This is a genomic window from Lentzea sp. NPDC058450, assembly GCF_042721395.1.
Taxonomy (GTDB): Bacteria; Actinomycetota; Actinomycetes; order Mycobacteriales; family Pseudonocardiaceae; genus Lentzea.
This window is the reverse complement of record NZ_JBHXLO010000020.1, coordinates 14,267-37,981: the sequence shown is the minus strand read 5'-3', so window position 1 is coordinate 37,981 and position 23,715 is coordinate 14,267. Positions and strand designations below refer to the sequence as shown.

26 protein-coding genes are annotated in these 23,715 nt (G+C 68.2%); 15 read left to right on the top strand and 11 right to left on the bottom strand.

The window, feature by feature from the left end:
• Positions 1-3: 3 nt before the first annotated feature.
• Positions 4-423 carry a hypothetical protein gene (locus ACFWNN_RS28065; protein WP_382442923.1) on the bottom strand — a complete coding sequence of 140 codons (420 nt, stop codon included), beginning with the start codon at positions 421-423 and terminating at the stop codon, positions 4-6.
• A gap of 156 nt (positions 424-579) precedes the next feature.
• On the opposite strand from ACFWNN_RS28065, the gene ACFWNN_RS28060 reads away from it, so the two are divergent.
• A complete protein-coding gene (locus ACFWNN_RS28060; protein ID WP_382442922.1) occupies positions 580-708 on the top strand; it encodes a hypothetical protein in 129 nt (42 codons plus the stop codon).
• On the opposite strand, the gene ACFWNN_RS28055 is transcribed toward ACFWNN_RS28060, so the two are convergent.
• Positions 705-1,259: a helix-turn-helix domain-containing protein gene (locus ACFWNN_RS28055; RefSeq protein WP_382442921.1), complete on the bottom strand. Its 555-nt coding sequence runs from the start codon at positions 1,257-1,259 to the stop codon at positions 705-707. The genes ACFWNN_RS28060 and ACFWNN_RS28055 overlap by 4 nt on opposite strands.
• Before the next feature lie 58 nt (positions 1,260-1,317).
• Here ACFWNN_RS28055 and ACFWNN_RS28050 point away from each other — a divergent pair, with 58 nt between their 5' ends.
• From ACFWNN_RS28050 to ACFWNN_RS28040, 3 genes are read left to right on the top strand one after another with little or no spacing between them, the layout of a single operon-like run.
• Positions 1,318-2,010: an AzlC family ABC transporter permease gene (locus ACFWNN_RS28050; RefSeq protein ID WP_382442920.1), complete on the top strand. Its 693-nt coding sequence runs from the start codon at positions 1,318-1,320 to the stop codon at positions 2,008-2,010.
• Entirely contained in the window at positions 1,989-2,297 is a 309-nt protein-coding gene (locus tag ACFWNN_RS28045) for an AzlD domain-containing protein (RefSeq protein WP_382442919.1), read from the top strand. Before ACFWNN_RS28050 ends, ACFWNN_RS28045 begins: the two co-directional genes overlap by 22 nt.
• A 53-nt stretch (positions 2,298-2,350) precedes the next feature.
• Positions 2,351-4,744 carry a BREX system ATP-binding domain-containing protein gene (locus ACFWNN_RS28040; RefSeq protein ID WP_382442918.1) on the top strand — a complete coding sequence of 798 codons (2,394 nt, stop codon included), beginning with the start codon at positions 2,351-2,353 and terminating at the stop codon, positions 4,742-4,744.
• Here ACFWNN_RS28040 and ACFWNN_RS28035 read toward each other — a convergent pair.
• Positions 4,741-5,181, bottom strand: coding sequence for an Lrp/AsnC family transcriptional regulator (locus ACFWNN_RS28035; protein ID WP_382442917.1), 441 nt, complete (start codon positions 5,179-5,181; stop codon positions 4,741-4,743). The two genes, ACFWNN_RS28040 and ACFWNN_RS28035, sit on opposite strands and share 4 nt — an antisense overlap.
• 74 nt (positions 5,182-5,255) lie before the next feature.
• Between ACFWNN_RS28035 and ACFWNN_RS28030 the strand changes: the two genes are divergently transcribed.
• Positions 5,256-6,443, top strand: coding sequence for a trans-sulfuration enzyme family protein (locus ACFWNN_RS28030; RefSeq protein ID WP_382442916.1), 1,188 nt, complete (start codon positions 5,256-5,258; stop codon positions 6,441-6,443).
• 140 nt (positions 6,444-6,583) lie between these two features.
• Positions 6,584-7,927 carry an amino acid permease gene (locus ACFWNN_RS28025; RefSeq protein WP_382443050.1) on the top strand — a complete coding sequence of 448 codons (1,344 nt, stop codon included), beginning with the start codon at positions 6,584-6,586 and terminating at the stop codon, positions 7,925-7,927.
• A 55-nt stretch (positions 7,928-7,982) separates the two neighbouring features.
• On the opposite strand, the gene ACFWNN_RS28020 is transcribed toward ACFWNN_RS28025, so the two are convergent.
• Positions 7,983-9,407 (bottom strand): alpha/beta hydrolase, encoded by a 1,425-nt coding sequence (locus ACFWNN_RS28020; protein WP_382442915.1) that lies wholly within the window; start codon positions 9,405-9,407, stop codon positions 7,983-7,985.
• A 128-nt stretch (positions 9,408-9,535) separates the two neighbouring features.
• On the opposite strand from ACFWNN_RS28020, the gene ACFWNN_RS28015 reads away from it, so the two are divergent.
• Genes ACFWNN_RS28015 through ACFWNN_RS28005 form a run of 3 tightly spaced genes read left to right on the top strand, consistent with a single transcriptional unit; the run spans position 9,536 to position 11,170 of the window.
• Complete coding sequence (locus tag ACFWNN_RS28015) at positions 9,536-9,748, top strand: hypothetical protein (RefSeq protein ID WP_382442914.1); 213 nt, start codon at positions 9,536-9,538, stop codon at positions 9,746-9,748.
• 52 nt (positions 9,749-9,800) lie between these two features.
• Positions 9,801-10,424: a pyridoxal 5'-phosphate synthase glutaminase subunit PdxT gene (gene pdxT, locus ACFWNN_RS28010; protein ID WP_382442913.1), complete on the top strand. Its 624-nt coding sequence runs from the start codon at positions 9,801-9,803 to the stop codon at positions 10,422-10,424.
• The gene (locus tag ACFWNN_RS28005) at positions 10,421-11,170 is read left to right on the top strand and encodes a YebC/PmpR family DNA-binding transcriptional regulator (RefSeq protein ID WP_382442912.1); all 750 of its coding nucleotides are present in this window, start codon (positions 10,421-10,423) and stop codon (positions 11,168-11,170) included. Before pdxT ends, ACFWNN_RS28005 begins: the two co-directional genes overlap by 4 nt.
• 54 nt (positions 11,171-11,224) lie before the next feature.
• On the opposite strand, the gene ACFWNN_RS28000 is transcribed toward ACFWNN_RS28005, so the two are convergent.
• Positions 11,225-12,118: an alpha/beta hydrolase family protein gene (locus ACFWNN_RS28000; RefSeq protein WP_382442911.1), complete on the bottom strand. Its 894-nt coding sequence runs from the start codon at positions 12,116-12,118 to the stop codon at positions 11,225-11,227.
• A gap of 116 nt (positions 12,119-12,234) precedes the next feature.
• Between ACFWNN_RS28000 and ACFWNN_RS27995 the strand changes: the two genes are divergently transcribed.
• Entirely contained in the window at positions 12,235-12,807 is a 573-nt protein-coding gene (locus ACFWNN_RS27995; protein WP_382442910.1) for a TetR/AcrR family transcriptional regulator, read from the top strand.
• Here the strand turns inward: ACFWNN_RS27995 and ACFWNN_RS27990 are convergent.
• Complete coding sequence (locus ACFWNN_RS27990) at positions 12,798-12,962, bottom strand: DUF397 domain-containing protein (protein WP_382442909.1); 165 nt, start codon at positions 12,960-12,962, stop codon at positions 12,798-12,800. The two genes, ACFWNN_RS27995 and ACFWNN_RS27990, sit on opposite strands and share 10 nt — an antisense overlap.
• Positions 12,959-13,795, bottom strand: coding sequence for a helix-turn-helix domain-containing protein (locus ACFWNN_RS27985; protein ID WP_382442908.1), 837 nt, complete (start codon positions 13,793-13,795; stop codon positions 12,959-12,961). The genes ACFWNN_RS27990 and ACFWNN_RS27985 overlap by 4 nt, the downstream gene beginning before the upstream one ends.
• Positions 13,796-13,922: 127 nt before the next feature.
• On the opposite strand from ACFWNN_RS27985, the gene ACFWNN_RS27980 reads away from it, so the two are divergent.
• The gene (locus ACFWNN_RS27980) at positions 13,923-14,423 is read left to right on the top strand and encodes a DUF4262 domain-containing protein (protein ID WP_382442907.1); all 501 of its coding nucleotides are present in this window, start codon (positions 13,923-13,925) and stop codon (positions 14,421-14,423) included.
• Positions 14,420-14,887: a GNAT family N-acetyltransferase gene (locus ACFWNN_RS27975; protein ID WP_382442906.1), complete on the top strand. Its 468-nt coding sequence runs from the start codon at positions 14,420-14,422 to the stop codon at positions 14,885-14,887. The genes ACFWNN_RS27980 and ACFWNN_RS27975 overlap by 4 nt, the downstream gene beginning before the upstream one ends.
• Positions 14,888-15,238: 351 nt before the next feature.
• Here the strand turns inward: ACFWNN_RS27975 and ACFWNN_RS27970 are convergent, their stop codons facing one another.
• Both ACFWNN_RS27970 and ACFWNN_RS27965 read right to left on the bottom strand, forming a co-directional pair.
• Entirely contained in the window at positions 15,239-15,901 is a 663-nt protein-coding gene (locus tag ACFWNN_RS27970; RefSeq protein WP_382442905.1) for a glycoside hydrolase family 75 protein, read from the bottom strand.
• A gap of 85 nt (positions 15,902-15,986) precedes the next feature.
• Complete coding sequence (locus ACFWNN_RS27965; protein ID WP_382442904.1) at positions 15,987-16,550, bottom strand: TIGR03086 family metal-binding protein; 564 nt, start codon at positions 16,548-16,550, stop codon at positions 15,987-15,989.
• A 144-nt stretch (positions 16,551-16,694) separates the two neighbouring features.
• On the opposite strand from ACFWNN_RS27965, the gene ACFWNN_RS27960 reads away from it, so the two are divergent.
• Entirely contained in the window at positions 16,695-18,170 is a 1,476-nt protein-coding gene (locus ACFWNN_RS27960) for a peptide MFS transporter (protein ID WP_382442903.1), read from the top strand.
• Between the two features lie 178 nt (positions 18,171-18,348).
• Here the strand turns inward: ACFWNN_RS27960 and ACFWNN_RS27955 are convergent, their stop codons facing one another.
• Positions 18,349-19,629, bottom strand: a complete 1,281-nt coding sequence (locus ACFWNN_RS27955; RefSeq protein WP_382442902.1) for a cytochrome P450 — start codon at positions 19,627-19,629, stop codon at positions 18,349-18,351.
• Between the two features lie 31 nt (positions 19,630-19,660).
• The gene (locus ACFWNN_RS27950) at positions 19,661-20,254 is read right to left on the bottom strand and encodes a TetR/AcrR family transcriptional regulator (protein ID WP_285641206.1); all 594 of its coding nucleotides are present in this window, start codon (positions 20,252-20,254) and stop codon (positions 19,661-19,663) included.
• A gap of 154 nt (positions 20,255-20,408) precedes the next feature.
• Between ACFWNN_RS27950 and ACFWNN_RS27945 the strand changes: the two genes are divergently transcribed.
• Positions 20,409-20,561 (top strand): hypothetical protein, encoded by a 153-nt coding sequence (locus ACFWNN_RS27945; protein WP_382442901.1) that lies wholly within the window; start codon positions 20,409-20,411, stop codon positions 20,559-20,561.
• Between the two features lie 233 nt (positions 20,562-20,794).
• Positions 20,795-23,668, top strand: coding sequence for a PQQ-dependent sugar dehydrogenase (locus ACFWNN_RS27940; RefSeq protein ID WP_382442900.1), 2,874 nt, complete (start codon positions 20,795-20,797; stop codon positions 23,666-23,668).
• Positions 23,669-23,715 lie beyond the last annotated feature (47 nt).

Here is a 23,715-nt window from a genome sequence, read left to right as displayed (position 1 = left end):
CGCTTACGGGTGCGCGATCTTCCAGACCTTGTAGTAGGCCGACGACACGGCCTCGTCGGCGGGCTCCAGAGCGGCCCAGCTCGCCTTCCAGTCGCCCGCGCGCAGCTCGGCGACACCCGTGTCGATACCGGCGATCGCGGCGTCCACCTCGGCCTTCACCACGCGGGCGAACCCGGCGCACGCCGGGCCCTGCAACTTCGTCCTGGCCGATTCCAGCTCGGTGTAAATGAACCCGTGGTTGGGGAACGGGCCCTGTTCCGCGCCGAATTGAACGGCGTACGCGGTCTGGCCCAGGGGGATGCTCGCACTGCTCAGCTGAGAGGCGCAGGCACCGGCGGAGGAGGCCGCGTTGGCGGGTGCGGCGAAGGCAAATGCGCTGGTAGCGGCCGCAACGGCGATCGCAGCGCTCAGGGTTTTCTGCATGATCGCATTGAAGCGATGAATGCGTTCCCGACGCAACTGAAACGTATTTTCCGGTCCCGAAGTTGGACTGTTTCGTGCAATTCGGTACCGGAATTGCCGCCGCGGTGAACCTTTTGAAACTCGTTGGCGTAGTAGTTCCCCCGCCTGCGAACATCAGTGCGTGAACATGCCGTTGAGACCTGGCCCGCGATCCGGCGCAAGCTGCGCTTCGTCGGCGTCACGAGCCGCACCGGCACCGCGCTCAGCGAGCCGTGGCTGCGCGCGCTCCGCAGCCGGCTCGGCTAGACCGTGTGCTCCATGACCATGACGGCGGTCGTGCCGGGTTCCAGCGCCTTGCACACGTGCGGCACGTCGCCGGGGTACACGATGTAGTCGCCGGGCCCGAGCTCGATCGGGTCGTCGGCGAGGCCCGCCAGGCACCGCCCGGTCGCCACGATCATGTGCTCGATGCTGCCCGGCACGTGTGGCAGCGACTCGCGCGCGCCGCCGGGTTCCAGTGCCACCCAGTAGAGGTCGTGCTTGGTGCCCGGCCTGCACGCGGCGAGCAACGTCGCCGAGTAGTGCGCGCGCTCCGAGTGGATGACCGGACCCTCGCCGGCGCGGATCACCTGCACCCGTGGCACTGCCGGCTCGACCAGTTGGCTGAACGGCACGCCCAGGGCCACTCCGAGTGCCCACAGCGTCTCCACGCTGGGGTTTCCGGCGCCGGACTCCAGCTGGGAGAGCGTCGACTTGGCGACGCCCGCCTTCTTCGCGACCTCGCTCAGCGACATGCCGGTGCGGTCGCGCTCACGCCGGAGGTTGGCGGCGATGAGGTCGAGTGGTGCGTTCGACACAGAAGTCCATCCGTTCGTCTTGACGAACACCAAGGGCAGGTGTTCATCTTAATGGGTGGTGCGTTCGATTTGGCGAACTCTTGATGCGGCCCTCCTCCGGGACGTGGCCGCGGTGGCGCTGGGCGCCGCCGTGACCGGCGCGAGCTTCGGGGCGATCTCGGTGGGTACCGGCATGCCCTGGTGGATGCCGGTGCTGATGTCGTTGGTGATCTTCGCGGGCGGCTCGCAGTTCATGGCTGTGGGCATCGTCGCCGCAGGTGGCAGCCCCGCCGCGGCCGTGGTGGCCGGGCTGGTGCTGAACGCGCGGCACCTGCCGTTCGGCCTCGCGATCGGCGACGTGCTGGGCAGGAGCCCGCTGGCGCGCGTCGTCGGCAGCCACCTGCTGATCGACGAGTCGACGGCCTTCGCGATGGCGCAGAAGGACCCGACGCGCGCGCGAGCCGCCTACTGGGCGTGCGGCGTGGCGTTGTTCTTCACCTGGAACACGGGTGTGCTGCTCGGCGCGCTCGCGGGCCAGGCCATCGGCGACCCGATGACGTTCGGGCTGGACGCGGCCTTCCCCGCGGCCATGCTCGCGCTGACCCTGCCCGCCCTGAAGGACGCCGCCACCCGCAACGCGGCCCTGACCGGCGCGGCGATAGCGCTGGTGGCGACCCCGTTCCTGCCCGCCGGCGTGCCGGTGCTGCTGGCCCTGGCCGGCCTGCTCGTGTTCAAGAAGAAGGAGGAGCCGTGCCCGTCACCGCAGTCCTGATCCTGGCGGCGGGCACCTTCGCCATCCGCATCGCCGGCCCGCTGCTGCGCGACCGGGTGACCCTGCCCGACAAGGTGCGCGACCTGATCTCCGCCAGTGCGACCGTGTTGCTGTTCGCGCTGGTAGCGGTGTCGGCGCTGACCAACGGCAAGCAGTTCGGCGGGTGGGCGCTGGCGGCCGGGGTGGCCGTGGGCGGGCTGGCCGCGTGGCGAAAACTGCCGTTCGTGGCGGTGATCGTGCTGGCCGCGGGGACCACGGCGGCCTTACGCCTGATCGGTCTGGCATAACGCCAATGTTTCGGCGATAGAACCGAGATGGCGGCTGGGCCTCAGATGGTCACATGGGCGCAAAAGCTGGGCTGGTCGGGCGAGACCGCGAGACGACTCAACTCGCGGAGGCACTGGCCGCGGCCGCGGAGCACAACGGCCACCTGATCGCCGCCACCGGGGGCCTCGGGTCGGGCAAGACCGCACTGCTCACCACCGCGCGGGAGCTGGCCGCGCGGCACGGGTTCACGGTGCTGGCCGCGCGCGGCAGCTTCCTGGAACGCGAGCTCCCGTTCGGCCTGGTCAGCCGCCTGTTCGTGTGCGTCTCGCCGGACGACGCCCAGAACCAGCCGCGCATCGCCGCCGCACTGGGCCAGTCCGACGTGCTCGCCGAGCCCGGCCCGGCGACGCTGCCCGAGCTGCACGTCCTGCACCGCGCCCTCGCCAGGATGGCCGGCGAACGCCCTGTCGCCATCGTGGTGGACGACGCGCAGTGGGCCGACCTGCCCTCGTTGCAGTGGCTGAGCACGCTGCCGCACCGCATCGAGCACCTGCCGGTCTTCGTGCTGGCCGGCGTCGGTGCGGGCGAGGTGTGCACGGGCCCGCAGACGCTGGAGGAGCTGCTGGCCGCGGCGACCGGCGAGATCCGGCTGGACGAGCTGGCGCAGCACGCCACCCGGACGCTGCTGGAGAACGAGCTCGGGCCGCTGTCCGACGGGTTCGTGGCCGCTGCGCGCCGGGAGGCCGGTGGCAACCCGTTGTTGTTGCTGAACCTCGCCCGCGCGTACGGCGACCAGGTCGAAGGGCTCACCGCGCCGGCCCTGCTGCCCACCCTGAACGTGAGGTTGCGCAGGCTCGCCACGCACGCGCAGGACGCCATGCACGCGCTGGCAGTGCTGGGTGGCGAGGTGACGCTGCCGCGCGTGGCCGAGCTGATCGGCATCGAGCCGTGCGAGCTGGCGGGGACCATCGCGGCGTTGCACCGCATGGGCCTCCTCTCCGCCGAGGGCGCGTTGGTGCACCCGTTGGTGCGCAACACGCTCAGGAAGTCGCTGACCATCACCGAGCGGCAGGACCTGCACGCCGCGGCGGCACGACTGCTGACGGAGACCGGGGCGTCGGCCGAGGCGGTGGCCGAGCACCTGGTCGAGACGCGGCCCCAGGACGAGGAGTGGGCCACCGAGGTGCTCACGACGGCGGCCCAGCGGGCGCGGTCGCGCAACAAGGTGGTGGACGCGGTCAGGTACCTGCGCCGGGCGCTGGCCGAGCCCAACGCCCACGACCTGCTGGCGGAGCTCGGCGAGGCCGAGTCCTACGTGGACGTGCAGGCCGCCGTGGACCACCTGGCGGAGGCCGATCCCGCGCACCCCGCGTTGCCGGCGCTGCTCGCGCTGCTGGGGGAGGAGCCGGAGTTCGAGGCCGACGCGATCGGCGATCCGGACGTGCTGCCGTCGCGGCCCTCGGAGTTCGACGCGTACCTGAAGGCCGTTGGGTTCGTGAGGATGCGTGGCGAGCTCACGGCGGCGTATGCACGGGTGGACCGTGCGTTGACCGTCGCGCGCAGGTGGCAGCACAGGCCGTGCACTGCCGCCGCGCTCACGGCGCGGTCGGCGTGCCTGAGGGACCTCGGGCGGCTCACGGCTGCCGAGGCCGACGCCCGGGAGGCGCTCCAGACGCTGGAGAGCTGCGGCGCGGCGCGGCTGTCGACGCCGGTGTTCAACGCGCTGACGGAGCTCGCCCTGGCACTCCTCGAGATGGGCGACGTCGAGACGGCGTCGGCGGTGTTCGAGGTGGTGCCGAGCGAGGTGCCGGACCTGTTCGGGGCGCCGGCGTTGCTGGCCGCGCGGGGACGGGTCCGGATCGCGGCGGAACGGCGCAAGGACGGTGTGCGCGATCTGCTGGACTGCGGCGAACGGCTGCACGCGCGCCACAACGACGCCATGTCGTGGCGGCTGTACCTCGGAGGAGAGCACCTCTACGTCGAGGAACGGCTGGCGCGCTCCCTCAACGCGGTGTTGCCGCTGGCGGCGGCGTTGCGGGAACAGGCGCACACGCTCGGCGTGGAAGGCATCGGGCTGCTGCAGGAGTCGGTCGACCTGCTGGCGCCGACGGGGGCGCTCCTGGAACGGGCGCGCAGCCACTTCGCGCTCGGCCGGGCGCTGCACCTCGCCGGACGGGTCAAGCCGGCCAGGGCCGAGCTCAGGACCGCCGTCGACCTCGCGGACGACTGCGGCGTCGAGGACCTGGCCGAGGCGATCCGGCAGGAGCTCGCGGCCGGGCCGGCGGGGCTCACCGAGTCCGAACGGCGGGTGGCCGCACTGGCCGCGGAAGGGAAGATGAACCGCGAGATCGCCGCCGTGTTGTTCGTGCAGCTGCGCACGGTCGAGATCCACCTGACGAAGGTTTATCGCAAGCTCGGCATTGACGGTCGCGACCAGCTGGCACCCGCATTGCGGCTCGCCGGTTAATGCTTCCTGACGTGCGAGAAAAGGAGGTTTGTATGAACCTCTGTCACCTCTCGGCGTGAGGTGAACTTGTCGAGCACGAGCCGTTGGAGATGACCGACGTCGGATACCGCGACGTGCACCAGGAAATCCTCGGGACCCGTCACGTGCGAGAGAGCGAGCGTTTCGGGAAGCGATAGCACGTACGCCATGAACGGGTCGACGATCTCCTTGGTGTGCGGCCGGATCTTCACCGCGAGCATCGCCTGGACGTGCTGCCCGACGGCGCTCGGGTCGATCTCGGCGTGGTAGCCGGTGATCACGCCGCGCTCCCGCAACGCCCGGTGCCGCACGACCGCCGTGGACTGGGCGACGTTGACGCGTTCGGCCAGGTCCTTGTTCTGCAGCCGCGCGTCCTTCCGCAGCTCCCGCACGATGGCCTCGTCGATCGAATCCAGCACGGCTCTTCTCCGTTCCGCCGAATCGGCTGCGGTTCATCACCCGCCCGCCCGAGGAAGTCTCCACCATTCGGGCCATGACGCGCATCGAGACCATCGCAGTGCACGGCGGCCGCGACGACCTCGCGGAACTCGGCGTGCACGCCCCTCCCATCGACCTGTCCACCACCTACCCCGTGCCTGACCAGGCACTCGGCGGGGAAGCGCTGGGGGACTGGGCCACCGGCGCCGCGCGGGCGGCCTCGCCCGTCTACGCGCGGCTGCACAACCCCACGGTGGCCCGGTTCGAGCAGGCGCTCGCGGCTCTGGAGCACACCGAGACGTCCGTCGCGTTCGGCAGCGGCATGGCAGCGGTCACCGCCGTGGTCCAGGCCGCCTGCGTGATGGCGGGAAAACCGCACGTCGTAGCCGTGCGACCGCTCTACGGCGGCACCGACCACCTGCTGTCGTCGGGTCTGCTGGGCGTCACCACCACGTACGTGGAAGCGGGCCTGGTGTCCTCCGCGATCCGGCCGGACACCGGGCTCGTCGTCGTCGAGACGCCGGCCAACCCCAACCTCGACCTCGTCGACATCGAGCACGTCGTGCGGCAGGCGGGGTCGGTGCCGGTCATGGTCGACAACACCTTCGCCACCCCGATCCTGCAGAACCCGGCCCTGCACGGCGCCGAGTACGTGCTGCACTCCGGCACCAAGTACCTCGGCGGGCACGGTGACGTCCTGGGCGGCGTCGTGGCCTGCACGGAGGTGCGCGCGGCGGCGTTGCGGCAGGTCAGGATCATCACGGGCGCCGTGCTGCACCCCCTGGGCGGCTACCTGCTGCACCGCGGGCTGGCCACCCTGCCGTTGCGCGTCGAGGCCGCCTCGAAGTCCGCGGCCGTCCTCGCCGCACGCCTGGCCGAGCACGACGCCGTGGAGTTCGTGCGCTACCCCACGGCCTCACGGCAGATGCGCGGTACAGGCGCGATGATCGCGTTCGGCGTGCACGGCGATCCGGTCGAGATCGTGCGACGGCTGAAGCTCATCACCCCGGCCGTCTCATTGGGTTCCGTCGACACCCTTATCGAGCACCCCTCGGCTTTGACCCATCGCCTGGTACCTGGCGAAGAACTGCGTGCTTCTGGCGTTCCGGACAATTTGCTGCGCATTTCCGTGGGGCTCGAGCACGTCGAAGACATTTGGTCCGACCTAAACGCGGCACTGTGTGACGTCGCTTACGTTAAGCCTTCCCCAACCGATTACTTGGTGATGACTGCCGCTCGCTAGGGTTCCGACGCATCAGCGCATCGGGGCGCGGGAGGTTCCGATGCGAGCAATTTTCCGTTTTCGGAAGGAACCTCCTCGTGAGTTCTGTGGAAACTGATGCGGACGGCTACACCAAGGCGCTGAGCAAGCGCCAGGTGCAGATGATCGCCATCGGTGGCGCGATCGGCGTCGGCCTCTTTCTCGGTGCGGGCGGACGCCTCGCCACAGCGGGGCCGTCGCTGATCCTGTCTTACGCGCTGTGCGGTCTCGCGGCGTTCTTCGTCATGCGCGCGCTGGGCGAACTGGTGCTCCATCGCCCCGTGTCGGGCAGCTTCGTGGAGTACGCCCGCGAGTTCATCGGACCGTGGGCGGGCTTCACCTCGGGCTGGCTCTACTGGCTGAACTGGGCCATGACAGGCATCGCCGAGATCACCGCCGTCGCGATCTACATGCACAAGTGGTTCCCGGACATGCCGCAGTGGATCACCGCGCTGGTGGCCCTGGTCGTGCTCGTCGCGATCAACATGCTGTCGGTCAAGCTCTTCGGCGAGCTGGAGTTCTGGTTCTCGGTCATCAAGGTGACCGCGATCGTGGTCTTCCTGGTCGTCGGCACCGGCCTGGTCATCGGCAACGCGGACGTCGGCGGCACCACGGCGTCGGTCTCGAACACCCTGGGCCACGGCGGCCTGTTCCCGGCGGGCTTCGGCATCGCGCTGATGACGTTGCAGGCGGTCATCTTCGCGTACTCGGCCATCGAACTCGTCGGCATCGCGGCCGGCGAGACCAAGGACCCCGAGAAGATCATGCCGCGCGCCATCAACGGCGTCGTCTACCGCATCGCGATCTTCTACGTCGGTTCCGTGCTGCTGCTGACGATGTTGTTGCCGTGGGACCACTTCACCGGCACCGAGTCGCCGTTCGTGACCGTGTTCTCAGCCCTCGGCATCCCGGTGGTCGGCGACATCATGAACGCCGTCGTGCTGACGGCCGCGCTGTCCTCGTGCAACTCGGGCCTCTACTCCACCGGCCGCATCCTGCGGTCGCTGGCGCAGAAGGGTGAGGCTCCGGCCATCACCGCCAAGATGAACTCCCGCCACGTGCCCTACGGCGGCATCCTGTTCACCGGCGTCGCGTACCTGTTCGGCGTGGTGCTCAACTACACCGTGCCCAAGGAGGCGTTCGACATCGCGATCGCCGTCGCGTCGTTGGGTGTCGTGTCGACGTGGGCGACACTCATCATCTGTCAGCTGCGGTTGCGCAAGAAGGCTTTGGCGGGCGAACTGGAACGGCCGTCGTATCGCATGCCGGGCGCGCCTTACACCTCGTACGGAACGTTGGCGTTCCTCGCGCTGGTGATCGGGCAGATGGCGTTCGCCGGGACACCGGAGAAGATCGCGTTCTGGTCGATCCCGGTGGTCGCGCTGGTGCTGTTCGTCGGGTGGCGCTTCGTGAAGTCGCGTCAGCCGGTCGGGCCCGCGCAGGAACAGCTGGCCTCGGTCGACTGAGTCTGTTCGAGCGGCGGGCCGTCTCCTCTTCCCGAGGAGGCGGCCCGCTTTCGCGTCAGCAGGTGGCGTCGGCCTGACGGCCCGGCTTGCGGGCCGGCTTGGTGCCGTTGACCAGGTAGTCGGCGATCGCACCGTCCACACAGGAGTTGCCGGCCAGCGTGCTCTGGAACGAGATCCCGTTGGTCACGGCCAGCAGCGCCGAGTTCGGGAACTTGGACCGCACTTCGAGAGTGCCCTCGAACGGCGTGACGGCGTTGAGTGTGCCGTTGACGATCAACGCCGACCCGGTGCCGCCGATCTGCGCGGGCTTGCCGGGCTTGTGCTTCCAGTAGGCGCACGGCCCGTTGAACCACGTGTTGCCCCACGTCGAGTTCGGTGCCTTGGCGTGCGTGGCCCAACTGTCCGCGGTCCACTTGTACCAGTCAGAGGGCCACGTCGTGTCCGTGCACAGCTGTGCGAGCAACGCGCTGTATCGGTTCGTGGCGTCCGCACCGTAGAACGCGGAGTACAGGCCGAGCGTCATCGACAGGTCGTTGTTGTTGACGAGCGCTGACAACGCCGGCGCGAGCAACGGCCAGGTCTGCTCGGAGTACGCCGAGAACAGGAACACGTCGATGAACTCCGACGACCCGAAACCGTTCACGGGCTGTGCCTTGAGCTCCCGCGCCTTCCGGTCGAACGCCGCCTGCACGGCCGCCCGCGTGGTGCCCAGGTGGTACGTACTGTCCTGCGCGGCGATGCTGTCGAACCACCGGTGCTGGTTCTCCTCCAGCAACACGTCCTGGTCGAAGTTGTTGGCGTTGTACCAGATGCGCTTCGGGTCGACGCTGCCGTCGTACACCGCGCGCGTGACCTTGCCGGGGTTGAGCGTCTGGTAGACCTGCCCGACGTAGGCGCCGTACGTCTGCGCGTAGAGCGAGACCGTCGGCGCGCCGAGCGCTACCCGGACGCGTTCCAGGTCAGCGGCCTGGTCCGTGGTCTTCATGTGGTCGAGCAACGGGTCGTTCGCGCAGTCGTTCGCGATCTTCTTGATCCGGTCGGTCCAGTACGGCTGACTGGCCGGAGTGGGCACGTAGTCGGGCCGGCCGAGCGCCACCGGGTTCAGCGCGCAGGTGGTGGCGGGGACGCTGGGCGCGAGGCCGCGGCGGGCGATGCCGATCCAGTCGAACGAGTCGCCCTGCGGCATCCGCGCGCCGAGCAGCGAGTTCTGGTACCCGGTGCCGGTGAACGGGTCGGGCACGGTCAGCACGGTGCCTCTGGACGTCGCCGTCCGGTGCTGGACGCGGGAGATCGCCAGCGTGATCGTGGCGCCGTTCGGCTGGGCCGGGTCGCGCGGCACGGCGAGGGTGCCGCACTCCGCACCGCCGGCGGCCAGGACCTGGTCCGCGCACGGGCCCCAGTCGATCGTGGTCGGGGACGCGGCGTTGGCCGGGACGGCGAGCGTCACGAGTGCCAGCGAGGTCGCTAGAAGTAGCTTCACGAGTGCCAGCTGATCATCGGAAGTCCTGATGAGACGCCGCTTGGACGCGTTGGTCCACAACCAGTGCCCGTTGGTGCATCGCAACGCAGTTGGCCAAGTCTGCCGACGTCTCTGCTTGGATCGAGGACATGAGTGGGCGGCAGAGTTCGGGCTGGGACTGGTTCGTGCTGCTGATGGGGCTCGTGTTCCTGCTGATCGGCGTGGTCGCGGTGGCCGACGCGGTCTCCGGGGCCGAGGTCCGCATCGCGCGGGTCCTGTCGGGTTCGTTCTGCGTCGTGCTGGGCGCGGGCACGCTCTGGCGCTGGGCTCGGCACCGCAGGGAGGACGGCCCCTCCCGCTGACGGTCGCGGGTGCTGCGCGGCCCGTCTGACCACGTCGAATATGCTGGTGAGCATGGTTGCTGCCCCACCCGTCATCGGCGTGCTCGCCCTTCAGGGCGATGTTCAGGAACACCTCATCTCGCTCGCCAAGTGCGATGTCACCGCACGGCCCGTGCGCAGGGCCGAAGAGCTGGACGAGCTGGACGGCATCGTCATCCCCGGCGGCGAGTCGACGACCATGAGCAAGCTGCTGGTCAACTTCGAGCTGCTCGAGCCGCTCCGCGCCAAGATCAAGGCGGGCTTCCCCGCCTACGGGTCGTGCGCGGGCATGATCCTGCTGGCCGAGACGGTGCTGGACGGCCGCGACGACCAGGAGCAGCTCGGCGGGCTGGACGTGACGGTGCGCCGGAACGCGTTCGGCCGGCAGATCGACTCGTTCGAGACCGACCTCGACCTCGCGGGCGAGTCGGTTCACGCCGTGTTCATCCGGGCGCCTTGGGTGGAGGCGGTGAGCGGCGAGGTGGAGGTTCTCGCTACGGTGCCTGTTACGGCTGAGGCGGGAGACGCCGCCGGTAGGATCGTCGCGGTCAGGCAGGGCAACGTGCTGGCGACGGCGTTCCACCCGGAGCTCACGGGTGACGAACGTGTTCACCGCCTGTTCGTTGACATGGTTCGCGGTTCGACGGAGGAGAAATGAGCGGCCACTCCAAGTGGGCGACCACCAAGCACAAGAAGGCCGCTATTGACGCCAAGCGCGGCAAGCTCTTCGCGCGGCTGATCAAGAACATCGAGGTCGCGGCCCGCACCGGCGGTGGCGACCCCGACGGCAACCCGACGCTGTACGACGCGATCCAGAAGGCCCGCAAGAACTCGGTGCCGCTGGACAACATCGAACGCGCCCGCAAGCGCGGCGGTGGTGAAGAAGCAGGTGGCGCCGACTGGCAGACCATCATGTACGAGGGCTACGGGCCCAACGGTGTCGCGGTGCTCATCGAGTGCCTCACGGACAACCGCAACCGTGCCGCGTCCGAGGTGCGCACGGCGATGACGCGCAACGGCGGCTCGATGGCCGACCCGGGCTCCGTGTCGTACATGTTCAGCCGCAAGGGCGTCGTGATCGTGCCGAAGGCGGGCACGACCGAGGACGACGTCATGATGTCGGTGCTCGAAGCCGGTGCCGAGGAGGTCAACGACCTGGGCGAGGCCTTCGAGGTCGTGTCCGAGGCGGGCGACATGATCCCGGTGCGCAAGGCGCTGCAGGACGCGGGCATCGACTACGACTCGGCGGACTCGAGCTTCCTGCCGTCGGTGTCGGTGCAGCTGGAGGCCGAGGGCGCGCGGAAGATCTTCAAGCTGATCGACGCGCTGGAGGACTGCGACGACGTGCAGAACGTCTTCGCGAACTTCGACGTGTCGGACGAGGTCATGGCCGAGGTCGACTGACCGAGGCCCGAGGAAACGCCGGTCACGCGAGCTGCGTGGCCGGCGTTTCGCGTTTCACCGGACTTCGAGACGTCCGGCCGGGGTGAGGTCCTCGGCCTGCGCCTGCTTCCACGGGAGGTCGTCGACCCCCAGCGCGTCCCGCAGGAACGCCCACGCCACCCTGCGGATCAGCGCGACCCGCTCCGGACTCTCGTCGGTCGTGTCCGTCGAGGTGTAGCCGTGGATGCCGCCGAGCGAGTGCTCGCCGCCGGCCAGGGTCAGCAGGCCGCGGGCGCCGGGGGAGTGGTGGAACACGTCCGTGAACCAGTCGGGTCCCCGCTTGCCGAGCAGCGACTGGTCCGCATCCCCCGCGACGGCGAGGAACGGCGTGGTCAGCCGCTCGAAGTCCGGGGACATGAACGAGCCGAAGTGCTCCTGCGCGAACGGCGTCAGGTCGTCACCGCCGAACCCGGTCGCCGCGAACAGCACCCCTGCCTTGACGCGGGGGTCGGTCAGGGTGGGGCCGGGCTGTCCGTCGGCGTCCAGCACGCGGGCGCCGAGCAGCATGCCCACGGTCTGCGCGCCCCACGAGTGGCCCGCCACGGCGATGCGGTCGAGGGACGCGCGGCCGGTGAGTCCGGGGACGGCGGCGAGGAGCGTGTCCAGGTCGTCGAGCACGCGCGTGACGTCCTGGACGCGGAACCGCCAGATGTCGGCGTACCGGGGATCCGCCGGGGTGAGACCGAGGGTCTTCGAGTCGAGGAACGTCGGCTGGACGACGACGAAACCGTTGGCGGCCCAGAAGTCCACCAGCGGGTCGTAGGACGACATCGAGCCGCCGAAGCCGTGGGCGAGCACGACGATCGGCAGGTCGTCGCCGGTGAGAGGTGCGGACACGCGCACCTGGAGGTCGTCGCCGCGCTCGGGTGCGGGCAGCACGACCGGTGTGACGCTGATGATTCCGGGCATGGCGAATTCCTTCTGACGTGACGAGGAGGCTTGGTAGGCTCCTAACCGGAGCGCGGTTCCGAATATACGGAGCAGTGTTCCGCTTGGCAAGTGTGCTGGTCGGGAGAGGTGTTGGCGTGAGAGCAGGGGAGCCGGTGACGGCGAAGCGCGCGGATGCCCGGCGCAACGAGAAGGCGCTGCTGGACGCCGCCGCGTCGGTGTTCGTGACCGACGGGGTCGACGCGCCCGTGCGGCGCATCGCCGCCGAGGCGGGCGTCGGCATGGGGACGATCTACCGGCACTTCCCGACGCGCGCGGACCTGGTCGTGGCCGTCTACCGGCACCAGATCGACGCGTGCGCCGAGGCGGGACCCGCGCTGCTCGCGTCGGAGGCGTCACCGTTCGCGGCGCTGCGGGCGTGGGTGGGGGAGTTCGTGAACTTCCTGGTGACCAAGCACGGACTCGGCGCCGCCACGCGCAACGACCCGGAGGGGTTCGCCACCCTGCACGGGTTGTTCCTCGACCGGCTCCTGCCGGTGCTGGCCGACATCCTCGCCGCGGCAAGGGACTCCGGCGAGATCACGCGCGACATCCCCGCGTACCAACTGCTGCGCGCGATCGGCGACATCTGCGCGGGCGCCGAGCGGGTCGATCCCGACTACGACGCCCGGCTCACGGTCCGGCTGCTGCTCGACGGAATTCAGGCCTGAGGAGCGACCGCCAGCTTCATGAAGGCCGACCACGCTTCGGGTGAGACGGGCAGGTGGGTCGCGGGCGCCTTGCTGTCGCGGATGCCCACGCCTCGGCCTACCTCGACGCAGTTGTTGCTGTCGCCGCTGTAGCTGCTCTTGCGCCACTCGATCATTGGAGACCCTCCAAGATGCTGTTGATCACCGCCCTCGATTGTTCCTCATCCAACGCGACGGTCGCGAGGTCTTTCAGGATGGCCTCGTAGGTGTCGACGGTTTCCTTGTCGTCGAAGAACAAGCAGCACTTGACGCTGTCGATGTAGACGACCGGCGGGTACTTCGGGAACTTCATCAACCGGAAGTCACCGGTGACGCCTGCGTGTACTCCGGCGGATCGAGGGATGATCCGGATGCTGATGTACTTCCGCACCGACACCCGGAGCAGGTGTGCGAGCTGCTCTCGCCACACCTCTTCGCCACCGACCGGGAGCAGCAGCGCCTGCTCGTGCACGTAGAAGGTGAACTTCCGGCTGTATTCGAGGATCTCCGCCCGCGCCGCCCTCGCGGCCACCGTTTTCGCGAGACTCTCCTCCGAGACCGTCTGGGCCTTGGCCGTGACAGCCGCGATGTACTCGCGGATCTGGAGCAGGCCAGGCACGAGGATCATCGACAGGTCGATGATCTCTGTCGCTTCCTGCTCCTGGTTGATCAGTGTCAGGACCTGGTCCGGCACGCCGTCGTCGGTGTACCGCACGAAGGCGTTGCCCTGCTCGCGGAACAGCTCGATCAGGCGGTCGCGCTCGACTAGGGGTGTGCGGCAGTAGGCGAGGAGCTCGCGGACCTCGGTCTCGGTCACGCCGCCCTTGCCGGCGAGCATGTCCGACAGCTTGGCCTCCTGCCAGCCGAGCTTCACGGCGAGTTCGCGCTGGGTCATGCCGGTGGCGTCGATGGCGGCGCGCATGCCGTTGCCGAACTCGCGGCCCACCACGCTGGACGATCTCTTGGGCATGGACGGACGGTAGGGCCGCCGACCGCGAAACCCCTATCGTTTCCGGCCAAATCTGCCTGAAGGTGGGAGCGTTGGAACAGCTCCAAGCAGGCATAAGGCGCCGGAACGGTGCCGTAGGGTGGGGGGCGTGCTTTCCGACGAAGACATCGAACTGAGGGCGCGGCTGCTGTCCGCGGCCGACCGGTTCGGGCACACCAACATCGTGGTGAACCCGGACGCCGAAGGGCCCGGCTACGTGTTCTCGGTGGGGGCCTGGCGCCGGTTCGGGGTCGCCGAGGCGGTGGTGATCGGGCTGCCGCAGGGCATGGGCGAGAACCTGGTCAACATGTACGTGAAGCGGGCCAGCGAGGGCGAGCGGTTCCAGCCCGGCAAGCTCTACGACGACTTCTTCGAGGGCGTGCCGATCACGTTCGAGCGGGTCTACAAGGGTTTCTACCCGGAGTTCTTCGGCAGCGCGTACCTGCTCTACGACGGGTCGGAGTTCGCCGCGCTGCAGATCATCGTGCCGACGCCGCAGGGGCAGTGGCCGTGGCAGCCGGACGCGCCGGAGGGCTTCCACGACCACCAGATGATCCTCACCGAGAGCGGCATCCCGGAGAGCTGGACGCCGGGGGTCACCGGGCCGTGAGCGTCCACTTCGGACAGTTGACGCCCGTGCACGCCGGCGAGGTCATGACGATCCAGCGCGCGGCCTACCTGGCGGAGGCGCGCCGGTACGGGGCGTGGGACCTGCCGCCGCTGGTCGAGACGCTCGACGAGATCCGGCAGCACCTGAGCGACGGCACGCCGTCGGTCGGCGCGTTCGACGGGCCGAGGCTGATCGGCTCTGTGCGCAGCCGGGTCGACGGCGAGCGCATGGAGGTCGCGCGGCTGGCGGTCGCGCCGGACGTCCAGGGCGGCGGAATCGGCCGCAGGCTGCTGGAAGCCATCAGCGAACGTGCACCCGATGAGGTGAAAGTCGTCTGGCTGTTCACCGGGGCCGAGAGCGACGGCAACATCCGGTTCTACGAGAGCGCGGGGTTCGTGCGGGTCAGCGAGCACCTCGACGCCGTCGGTATCAGGTGCGTCACTCTGGAGCAGAAGGTCATCTGACGTTCAGGGGCCTGTCACGAGCGGCTGGCACGCTCTGGAAGCGGTCCACCCACGACCAACCACCGGTGCGGACGTCGATCACACGTCGGCTGATCCGTCCGGCACCCGCTGCCCCCGGCGCATCCGGCGCCGGGGGCAGCGTTGTTTCCACGCGACGGTGACCAAAACGTTGTCCGACGGACGTTGTCCGCTTTTCGCGCTTCGACACCGGACAACGATCTGCCTGTAGAAATGCGGTGCGATCAACGGCAGGGGGAGCCGGTGATCGTGATCGGGGGGAGGAACGCCCCGTCTCGCAGGAGGCGAGGGGGATGCGGGGCGGGGCGTTTCGGAACACCGACCGGGAAATGACTAGTTCTGGCTCAGGAACTGCTGGGCGAGCGATTCGCCGAGCGAGGTGGCTTTCGCATGATCTTCGATCGGCGACACCTTGGAGTTCTTGAAGTAGAGGTAGTGCACCGGGCCGCCCGAACCGCCGTTCTCGGGGTCGGGGTTGATGCCGAGGTCCACCGCCGTGGCGTAGGACGCCTCACCGATGATCGCCGTCGGGCCCGTGTCACCGACGACCGCGTACTCGACGCGGTTGTTGTAGATGACGGCCACGACGCCGCCGCCCTGGATGCCGAACTTGCGGTAGTCCCACGTGCCGCTGGCCGACGGCACGACCACGTACGGGAGCTTGTCCGCGACCAGCGGCTTTCCCTTGGAGTCGTGGAAAGCGGTGTCGTCCTGGAACCACGGGTCGGTGTCCTCGTTGCACTTCGAGGTGCGCTGGCCGTCGCAGTCGACGTCGAGGTCGGCCTTGTACCAAACGGCACCGTTCTTGCCGCAGACCGGGATGTTCGCGGCCGTCTCGGAGTCGCTGCGGTACTTGCCGGACGAGATCTGCTGGCACGACGTGAGCTTGGCGAGCAGTTGCGACGCCGACGGTCCGGCGGCGTGCGCGGCGGGGGATGCGAACAGGGAAGCGACGAGTGCGGACACGGCGAAAAGCCCTGGGGCGAGCTTGCGCATTGTTGCCTCTTTCGACAGGGAACTTTCCTGACTGAAAGCGGCGGCAGCAACAGAGTGCGCAATTCGAGCAACACCCGTCAAGGCCTTAAGGCTTACGTCCCAGAAGTCCGATCAGGCGCGTTTGGTCGTCCGCGTCCGGCGAAACCGGAACGGGCGAATCGAACATCGACGAACCACTCCACTCGTCGATGTTGCCTTCCACATAACCCAGAACAGCCGACGCGAGTTCGGGATCAATTCGTTCGTCCGCGCCGATCGAGCGGGCGAGATCCCAGGCGTGCACCGCGAGATCCGTGGTCATCTGCCAGCAGTACTCCTCGGCGTCGAGCTTTCCCGACGAGATGCTCACCGGTTTGGCCAGCGCGTGCGGGCCGAGCCAGGCCTCGCGGGCCGCCGCGGCCGCCACGACCCAGGACACGAGCGGGTCGTCGCCGAGGTTGTCGTGGTCGAAGCGGTCGCCGACCTGCTCGACCGTGCAGCCCGCGATCAGCTCAGGGGCCCAGAGCTGTTCGTAGACCAAGTGGCCGACGAGGTCTCTCACCGACCACTCCCGGCAGGGGGTGCCGAGCGACCACTGGTCCGGTGCGATCTCCCGCACCCTCCGGTCGAACTCCGTCATCGCCACGCCGTGCGCCTGGATCAACTCCATCCCAGCAGTGCATCAAATCTCGCCCAGGTGCGCACCCCGACATGAGAGTTGGGCCACTTGGGCGCAACCCGATTTGCTAGCCGTACACGCGTTCGGCGTAATCTCACCCGATCCGCGCCGTGACATCGTTGACACGAAGGGACGATGACTGTGAGCGCTCCTAGCGCCAGCATCTCCGAGCAGGACAAGGGATTCTTCGGTCACCCCCGAGGCCTCTCCACCCTGTTCTTCACCGAACTCTGGGAACGGTTCTCGTTCTACGGGATGAAGGCCATCCTCGGCCTGTACCTGTGGACAGCCGTCTCCGAAGGCGGTCTCGGCGTCGACAAGGCGCTCGCCCTGTCGATCGTCGCCATCTACGGCACGGCGGTCTACATGTCCGGCGTCGCGGGCGGCTGGCTCGCCGACCGCGTGTGGGGCGGGCAGCGCGCGACGTTCATCGGCGGCGTGCTGATCATGTGCGGCCACATCGCGCTGGCTCTGCCGATCGGCATCGCGGGCGTGTACCTAGGCCTGATCTTCATCGTGCTCGGCACCGGCCTGCTCAAGCCGAACATCTCGACCGTCGTCGGCGGGCTCTACTCGCGCGAGGACAAGCGTCGCGACGCCGGCTTCACGGTCTTCTACATGGCGATCAACATCGGTGGGTTCATCTCGCCGCTGATCACCGGCGCGCTGGCGGACGGCGTCGGCTTCCACGCCGGGTTCGCGGTCGCCGCGGTCGGCATGGCGGCGGGCCTGATCCAGTACCGGCTCGGCCGCAAGTACCTGAAGGGCTCGGCCGCCGTGGCGCCGAACCCGTTGCCGCAGCAGGAGAAGGGCCGCGTCTACGGCCTCATCGCGGTGATCGCCGTCGCGATCGCCGGACTCGGTGCGCTGGCGTACGTGCTCGACGGCGTCGACGGCGTGATCCTGATGATCAGCATCATGTCGATCGTCCTGCCGATCACCTACTTCACCGTGATGTACCGCAGCAAGAAGACGCTGCCGGAGGAGAAGCCGCGCGTCCTCGCGTACATCCCGCTGTTCGTCGCGGCGGCGATGTTCTGGCTGATCTTCGAGCAGAGCGCGTCGGTGATCGCGGAGTTCGCGGACTCGCACGTCGACAACCACGTGTTCGGCTGGGAGTTCCCGGTCGCCTGGTTCCAGTCGATCAACCCGATCATGATCATCGCGCTGGCGCCGGTGTTCGCGTGGCTGTGGCTGAAGCTGCGGGACCGCGCGCCGTCCACGCCCCGCAAGTTCTCGGGCTCGCTGGTGCTCGTCGGCCTGTCGTTCGTGCTCATGTACTTCGCGAGCAACTCGGCGGCGGACGGCAAGGTGACGCCGCTGTGGCTCGTGGTGATGTTCCTGATCATGACCTGCGGTGAGCTCATGCTCTCGCCCGTCGGCCTGTCGGTGACGACGAAGCTCGCGCCCAAGGCGTTCGCGTCGCAGACGATGAGCCTGTGGTTCCTCGCGGTTTCCGCGGGTACCGGTGTGGCCGCTCAGCTCGTGAAGTTCTACACGACGAGCCCTTCGGCTTACTTCTTCACATTGGGTGGTGCGGCCGTTGTTCTCGGTGTCGCACTGGCCGTTGCCGCGCCTTCCATCACCAAGCTGATGGCCGGCGTCGAATAGTTCGCACGGCACGAAGTTTCGAAACAAGGTGAGAGGGAGGCCCGTCGCGGCGGCGGTGCGGCGGGTCTCCCTCTCGCTTCTAAGCATGCACTACGGAGATGTGTCATTGGGGCACGAACATTGCTCCAGACAGGTGAAGTCGAGCACTGGCCGCAACAAATTTCGCCCCAGGTCAGCGTCAGTTCACAGCGAGTGACCGTGTGGTTTCGTTGGCGCGCACCGGAAGTCGCAACGCGCCGCGGATGAGCTTCGACTTCCGCCGCGTCACCGGGCCGTCCGCGGCGAGGTTCGGGAAGCGCTTGAAGAGCTCGTGCAACGCCAGCTGGCCTTCGATTCGGCTCAGTCCCGCGCCGATGCAGTAGTGGATTCCCGCGCTGAACGCGAGGTGCTCGCGCGCGTTGGACCGCGTCGGGTCGAATTTCGCCGGGTCTTTGAAAACCTTCGGATCGCGGTTCGCCGCCGCCAGCATCAGCATGACCGGCATTCCCTTGGGCAGGCTCACGCCGGCGAGCTCCAGGCGTTCCTTCGGCCAGCGGATCGTGTACTGCACGGGCGGGTCGAGCCGGAGCACCTCCTCCACGAAACCCTCGGCGTACTCGGGGCTCTGCGACAGCGGGGCGACGGTGTGCGGGTTCTCGAACGCCTTCAGCACGCCGTTGCTGATCAGGTTCACCGTCGTCTCGAAGCCCGCGAACAGCAGCAGCCCGGTCGTGGCGACGAGGTCCTCGCGGCTGAGGTCGTCGTGCTGGGTGACGAGGTGGCTGACGATGTCGTCCTGCGGGTGGCGGCGGCGTTCGGCGATCAGGCCGTCGATGAAGTCGTTGTACTCGATGATCGTGGCGTGCAGGTTCTTCAGCTGCTTGTGCGACCACACGCCGTCGAGAGTCTCGGCGAGCGAGCTTCCCCAGCGGGCGAAGAGGTCCTTGTGGTCGTCCGGGACGCCCAGGAGGTCCGCGATGACCTGGATCGGGACCTGCGACGCGAACTCCGTGACGACGTCGAACCGGTCGTCGAGCCTGTCCAGGTACTGCCGGACGATCTTCTGGATCGACTCGGTGCGGTCCTTCAGCGCTCGCGGGGTGAAGAACGGCTGCACGAGCTTGCGCAGCCTCGTGTGCGTGGGCGGGTTCATCATCAGGAACGAGTCCTGCACCGGGTTGACGATCTTCTCGCCGTCCTTGATCAGCGTGATCGGCACCATGGACGCCTCGTCGAACGTGGCGGTGATGAACCTGTTGTCCCGCAGGACCGAATCGCAGATCTCGCGGGAGCCGGTGACGTACGCGCCCATGCGGCTGCGGACCATGTCGCCCTTGGCGCGCACCTTCTCGTACATCGGGTACGGGTCGCGGTTCGGCGGTGAGGCCATGACACCGGCGTACGGGTCACCCATGAGCGCGTAGCCGCGGACGAGCGTGCGCAGCGCGAAGAACTGAGCGGCGGTCTTCAGCTGGGACATGCGTCCACAGTGCGGTGTGTTTACGGAACTCTCAAGAGCTACGGCGGTGTCGCCGCACGGTTTCCTCTACCAGATCGAGTACCGGTTCCATGTCGTCGGCCGGAAGACCCATCGCGAGGTGCGAGACGAGGCCTTCGAGGACGAGCTCGAGGAAGTTCGTCAGCACCGTGACGTCGACGTCGTCGCGCAGGTTTCCGGCCTCGCGCTGCCGGATGAGGCGCTGCCGGGTGGCGGCGGTGAGCTGTTCGGACCGCTCGGCCCAGCGGGCGCGGAAATCCGGGTCGGTGCGCAGCCGGCGCGAGACTTCGAGGCGCGTGCCGAGCCAGTCGGCCGCGTGCTCCTCGTCCCTTTTCTCCGGTTCGTCGAGAAGGTCGCGCATGACCTGAACCAGGCCCTGTTCGGCGACCACGTCCGCCATGCGCAGGGCGTCGTCCTCGGCGAGCGCGAGGAAGAGCGACTCCTTGTCGCGGAAGTGGTGGAAGATGGCACCACGAGAGAGTCCCGTGGCCTCTTCGAGACGGCGTACGGTGGCACCCTCGTAACCGTGGCGCGCGAAGCAGGCACGCGCACCGTCGAGGATCTGACGGCGGCGGGCGTCGAGGTGGTCCTGGCTCACCCTGGGCACCGGTAGATCGTGGCAGGACAGGGGTGGGAAATCCAATCCGTACGTACGGATTGGACGGGTCCGTTGGTGTGATCTTCGTGGCCGTTCCCTTTCGTGTGGATCTTCGGGCGTGACCGTGTGGGCGGGCAGGTCTCTGGCCATATCCTCTGCGGCCATGGACACCCAGGAGATCGTCAAGCTGTCGGCGCTCGTCGAGCGCCTCGGATGGCAGCGGCGTGAGTCCACAGGCGTCCACGTGGTCGATCTGCTGCTCAGCCGGACGGTCTCGGATCTCATCGCCGCACTCGCCGAGAACCGGGATAGGTAACGGGTTTTGGTAAGCGCTTTCCCGCAGTTCTGAGACGGGGTTGACTCGGGCTGCGCGCAGTGGTGTGATCTGCGCGACAGTCAGGAAAGTTTCCTGTTTAAAACTGAATCCGCCGCCGCTCTCGTGATCCCCCTACCCGTCTTGTGGGAGGCACAACAGTGGCACCGAGCAGAAGCCGGGCGTTTCGCGCGTTCGGCACGATGGGTGTTGCCTGCACAACAGCCATCGCAGTGATGTCCTTGCCGGAGTCGGCCCTCGCGGCACCGGTCCGGTACGAAGCGGAGAGCGCCACGATCTCGCAGGGCGTGGTGGAGTCGAACCACGCCGGGTTCTCCGGGGCCGGGTTCGTGAACGTCGACAACGTGGTGGGCTCGTCCGTCGAGTTCACGGTCAACGCCGCACGCGCGGGTCAGGCTCGTCTCGTGTTCCGGTACGCCAACGGGACCGCGGACAACCGGCCGGTCGACGTGACCGTGAACAACACCCTGGCCGTCGACGAGCGGGCGTTCCCCGGCACCGGGGCCTGGACGACGTGGGTGTCGGCCGAGAACACGGTGTCGTTGAACGCGGGCTCGAACACGATCAAGGTGACGTCCACCGGTGCCACGGGTGGCCCCAACCTCGACTACCTGGAGGTCGAGGAGCTGTCCTCCGTTCCTGCTTTGGAGCAGGAGTCCGAGGACGCGACGCTCTCGCAGGGCGTGGTGGAGTCGAACTGGACCGGGTTCTCCGGGCGCGGGTTCGTCAACTACGACAACGTGATCGGGTCGTCGGTCGAGTACACGATCAACGCCGAGTCCGGCGGTGAGCACGAGCTGACGTTCCGGTACGCCAACGGGACCACGGCCGACCGTCCCGTGTCGGTGACCGTCGACGGCGCCGCCGCGCAGACCGTGTCGTTCCCCGGGACCGGGGCGTGGACGACCTGGCAGACGCGGACGTTGCGGGTGGTCCTGCACGCCGGTGCCAACAAGATCAAGGCGACCGCGACGACCGCGAACGGTGGCCCGAACGCGGACAAGCTGTCGGCTGTGCTGGTCGGGCCGCCGGACAACGAGGCGCCCACGCCGCCGCGGAACCTGCAGTTCGTGTCCTCGACGCACAACTCGGTGACTCTTCGGTGGGAGGCCGCGACGGACAACGTCGGGGTCACCGGGTACGACATCTACCAGCACGGCCAGCTCGTCACGAGCGTCGGCAACGTGCTGGAGGGCACCGCCACGGGGTTGCGTCCTGATGTCGAGTACGACTGGACCGTGTTCGCGAAGGACCGGGCGGGCAACGTCTCGCAGGCCTCGAACAACGTGCCGGGCCGCACGAAGCCCGCGCCCGTCGACAACCAGGCGCCCACGACTCCTGCCTCGTTGCGCTCGACCGGTGCCACCTCGACCAGCGTCTCGGTCGCGTGGAACGCCTCCACGGACAACGTGGGCGTGACCGGCTACGAGATCCACTTCGACGGCGCCCTGAAGCAGACCGCCGACGGGTCGGCTCTGTCGGCGACCATCGCGGGCCTGGTGACCGGGCAGACGTACGCGGTGAAGGTGCGGGCTCGGGACGCCGCGGGCAACCTGTCCGGGTTCTCCAACGAGATCTCCGTGAAGCCCTCTGCCGGTGGTGGCACGGGCGTCCCGAACCCCGGCTCCGTCACGCAGATCGCGTCCGGCGTCGACGTGGCGTGGGGCCTCGCGTTCCTGCCCGACGGCTCGGCACTCGTGACCGAACGGGAAACGTTCAACGTGCTGCGCGTGACCGAGGGCGGCGCGAAGACCGTCGTCGGCAAGGTGCCGGGCGCGATGGGCACCAACGGTGAGGGCGGCGCGCTCGGCATCGAGGTCTCGCCGAACTTCGCCTCCGACCGTTTCGTGTACATCTACCACACCTACGCCGACGGAAACCGCCTGGTCAGGGCCGTGTTCGACGGTACGGGGCTTTCCGGCTGGACGACGTTGCTGTCCGGTGTGCCGAAGAACCGCTACCACAACGGCGGGCGCCTGCGGTTCAGCCCGGACGGCCGCTTCCTGTTCATCTCGACCGGTGACGCGCAGAACGGCAACAACGCGCAGAACCTCAACACCAACGCCGGCAAGATCCTGCGCATCAACCCGGACGGCTCCATCCCGTCCGACAACCCGTTCCCCGGCAAGGCGATCTGGTCCTACGGCCACCGCAACGTGCAGGGCCTCGACTTCGACTCGCAGGGCCGCCTCTGGGCCTCGGAGTTCGGCAACTCGCAGCAGGACGAGGTCAACCTGATCACCAAGGGCGGCAACTACGGCTGGGAACCGTGCGAAGGCACGATCGGCAACTGCGCCGGCACCGTCCCGCCGAAGAAGACGTGGTCGACCTCCCAGGCCTCACCCTCGGGCCTGACCATCATCAACGACTACGTCTTCGTGGCCACCACCGTCGGCCAGCGCATCTACCGCATGCGCATCGACGCGTCCGGCAACCTGGTCGACCAGCAGATCTACTTCCAGGGCACCTACAACCGCCTGCGCACGGTCGAGGTGGACCGCGACGGCGACATCTGGCTGACCACCACCACGGACAAGGACGGATCGGCCGGCAACGACCGCATCCTGCACATCGACATCGTCTACGAAGGCGGCTCCGCTTTTAAGCTTTCGTCCACAGCCTTTGCAGACGACGCGATGATTCCGGCCAAGCACACCTGTGCCGGTGACGGCGTGCCCGGCCAGGACCCGTCGCCGCCGTTCGCGTGGGGTGAGTCGTCCGGGGCTGCCGCTTACGCGATCGTGTTCGCGGACCGCGTGAACAACGGCAACAAGCTGCATTGGGCGATCTGGGACATTCCCGGCAACGCTCGTTCGTTGCCGGAGAACCTCGGGTCCGGCTTCAACGTGCCCGGTCAGGGTGCTGCGAAGCAGAAGGCGATGGAGTCGGGGGCCAATTCCCTCAAGTACTTCGGGCCTTGCCCCGGCGGCTCCACCAACCCGTACACGTTCACGTTGTACGCGTTGAACACGGCGACGGTGCCGGGCATCACGTCCGGCTCTTCGATGGCGCAGATCGAAACGGCCATCAAGAACGCGTCAACCGCCAACACGGTGCTGCGCGGTCGTTCCAACGCTCGGCGCTCGTAGCTTCACGATGTGAGACGAATGCCCGTGTGCACGCGTGCACACGGGCA

Bases quoted from the DNA above. Each gene is read 5' to 3' on its own strand.
- ACFWNN_RS28040 (WP_382442918.1), top strand. From the start codon at position 2,351: ATGGGCGCAAAAGCTGGGCTGGTCGGGCGAGACCGCGAGACGACTCAA.
- ACFWNN_RS27960 (WP_382442903.1), top strand. From the start codon at position 16,695: ATGACTGTGAGCGCTCCTAGCGCCAGCATCTCCGAGCAGGACAAGGGA.
- ACFWNN_RS27955 (WP_382442902.1), bottom strand. From the start codon at position 19,629: ATGTCCCAGCTGAAGACCGCCGCTCAGTTCTTCGCGCTGCGCACGCTC.
- pdxT (WP_382442913.1), top strand. From the start codon at position 9,801: ATGGTTGCTGCCCCACCCGTCATCGGCGTGCTCGCCCTTCAGGGCGAT.
- ACFWNN_RS27970 (WP_382442905.1), bottom strand. From the start codon at position 15,901: ATGCGCAAGCTCGCCCCAGGGCTTTTCGCCGTGTCCGCACTCGTCGCT.
- ACFWNN_RS28025 (WP_382443050.1), top strand. From the start codon at position 6,584: ATGATCGCCATCGGTGGCGCGATCGGCGTCGGCCTCTTTCTCGGTGCG.
- ACFWNN_RS27985 (WP_382442908.1), bottom strand. From the start codon at position 13,795: ATGCCCAAGAGATCGTCCAGCGTGGTGGGCCGCGAGTTCGGCAACGGC.
- ACFWNN_RS27990 (WP_382442909.1), bottom strand. From the start codon at position 12,962: ATGATCGAGTGGCGCAAGAGCAGCTACAGCGGCGACAGCAACAACTGC.
- ACFWNN_RS27940 (WP_382442900.1), top strand. From the start codon at position 20,795: ATGTCCTTGCCGGAGTCGGCCCTCGCGGCACCGGTCCGGTACGAAGCG.
- ACFWNN_RS28005 (WP_382442912.1), top strand. From the start codon at position 10,421: ATGAGCGGCCACTCCAAGTGGGCGACCACCAAGCACAAGAAGGCCGCT.
- ACFWNN_RS28015 (WP_382442914.1), top strand. From the start codon at position 9,536: ATGAGTGGGCGGCAGAGTTCGGGCTGGGACTGGTTCGTGCTGCTGATG.
- ACFWNN_RS27965 (WP_382442904.1), bottom strand. From the start codon at position 16,550: ATGGAGTTGATCCAGGCGCACGGCGTGGCGATGACGGAGTTCGACCGG.
- ACFWNN_RS28065 (WP_382442923.1), bottom strand. From the start codon at position 423: ATGCAGAAAACCCTGAGCGCTGCGATCGCCGTTGCGGCCGCTACCAGC.
- ACFWNN_RS28000 (WP_382442911.1), bottom strand. From the start codon at position 12,118: ATGCCCGGAATCATCAGCGTCACACCGGTCGTGCTGCCCGCACCCGAG.
- ACFWNN_RS28030 (WP_382442916.1), top strand. From the start codon at position 5,256: ATGACGCGCATCGAGACCATCGCAGTGCACGGCGGCCGCGACGACCTC.
- ACFWNN_RS27945 (WP_382442901.1), top strand. From the start codon at position 20,409: ATGGACACCCAGGAGATCGTCAAGCTGTCGGCGCTCGTCGAGCGCCTC.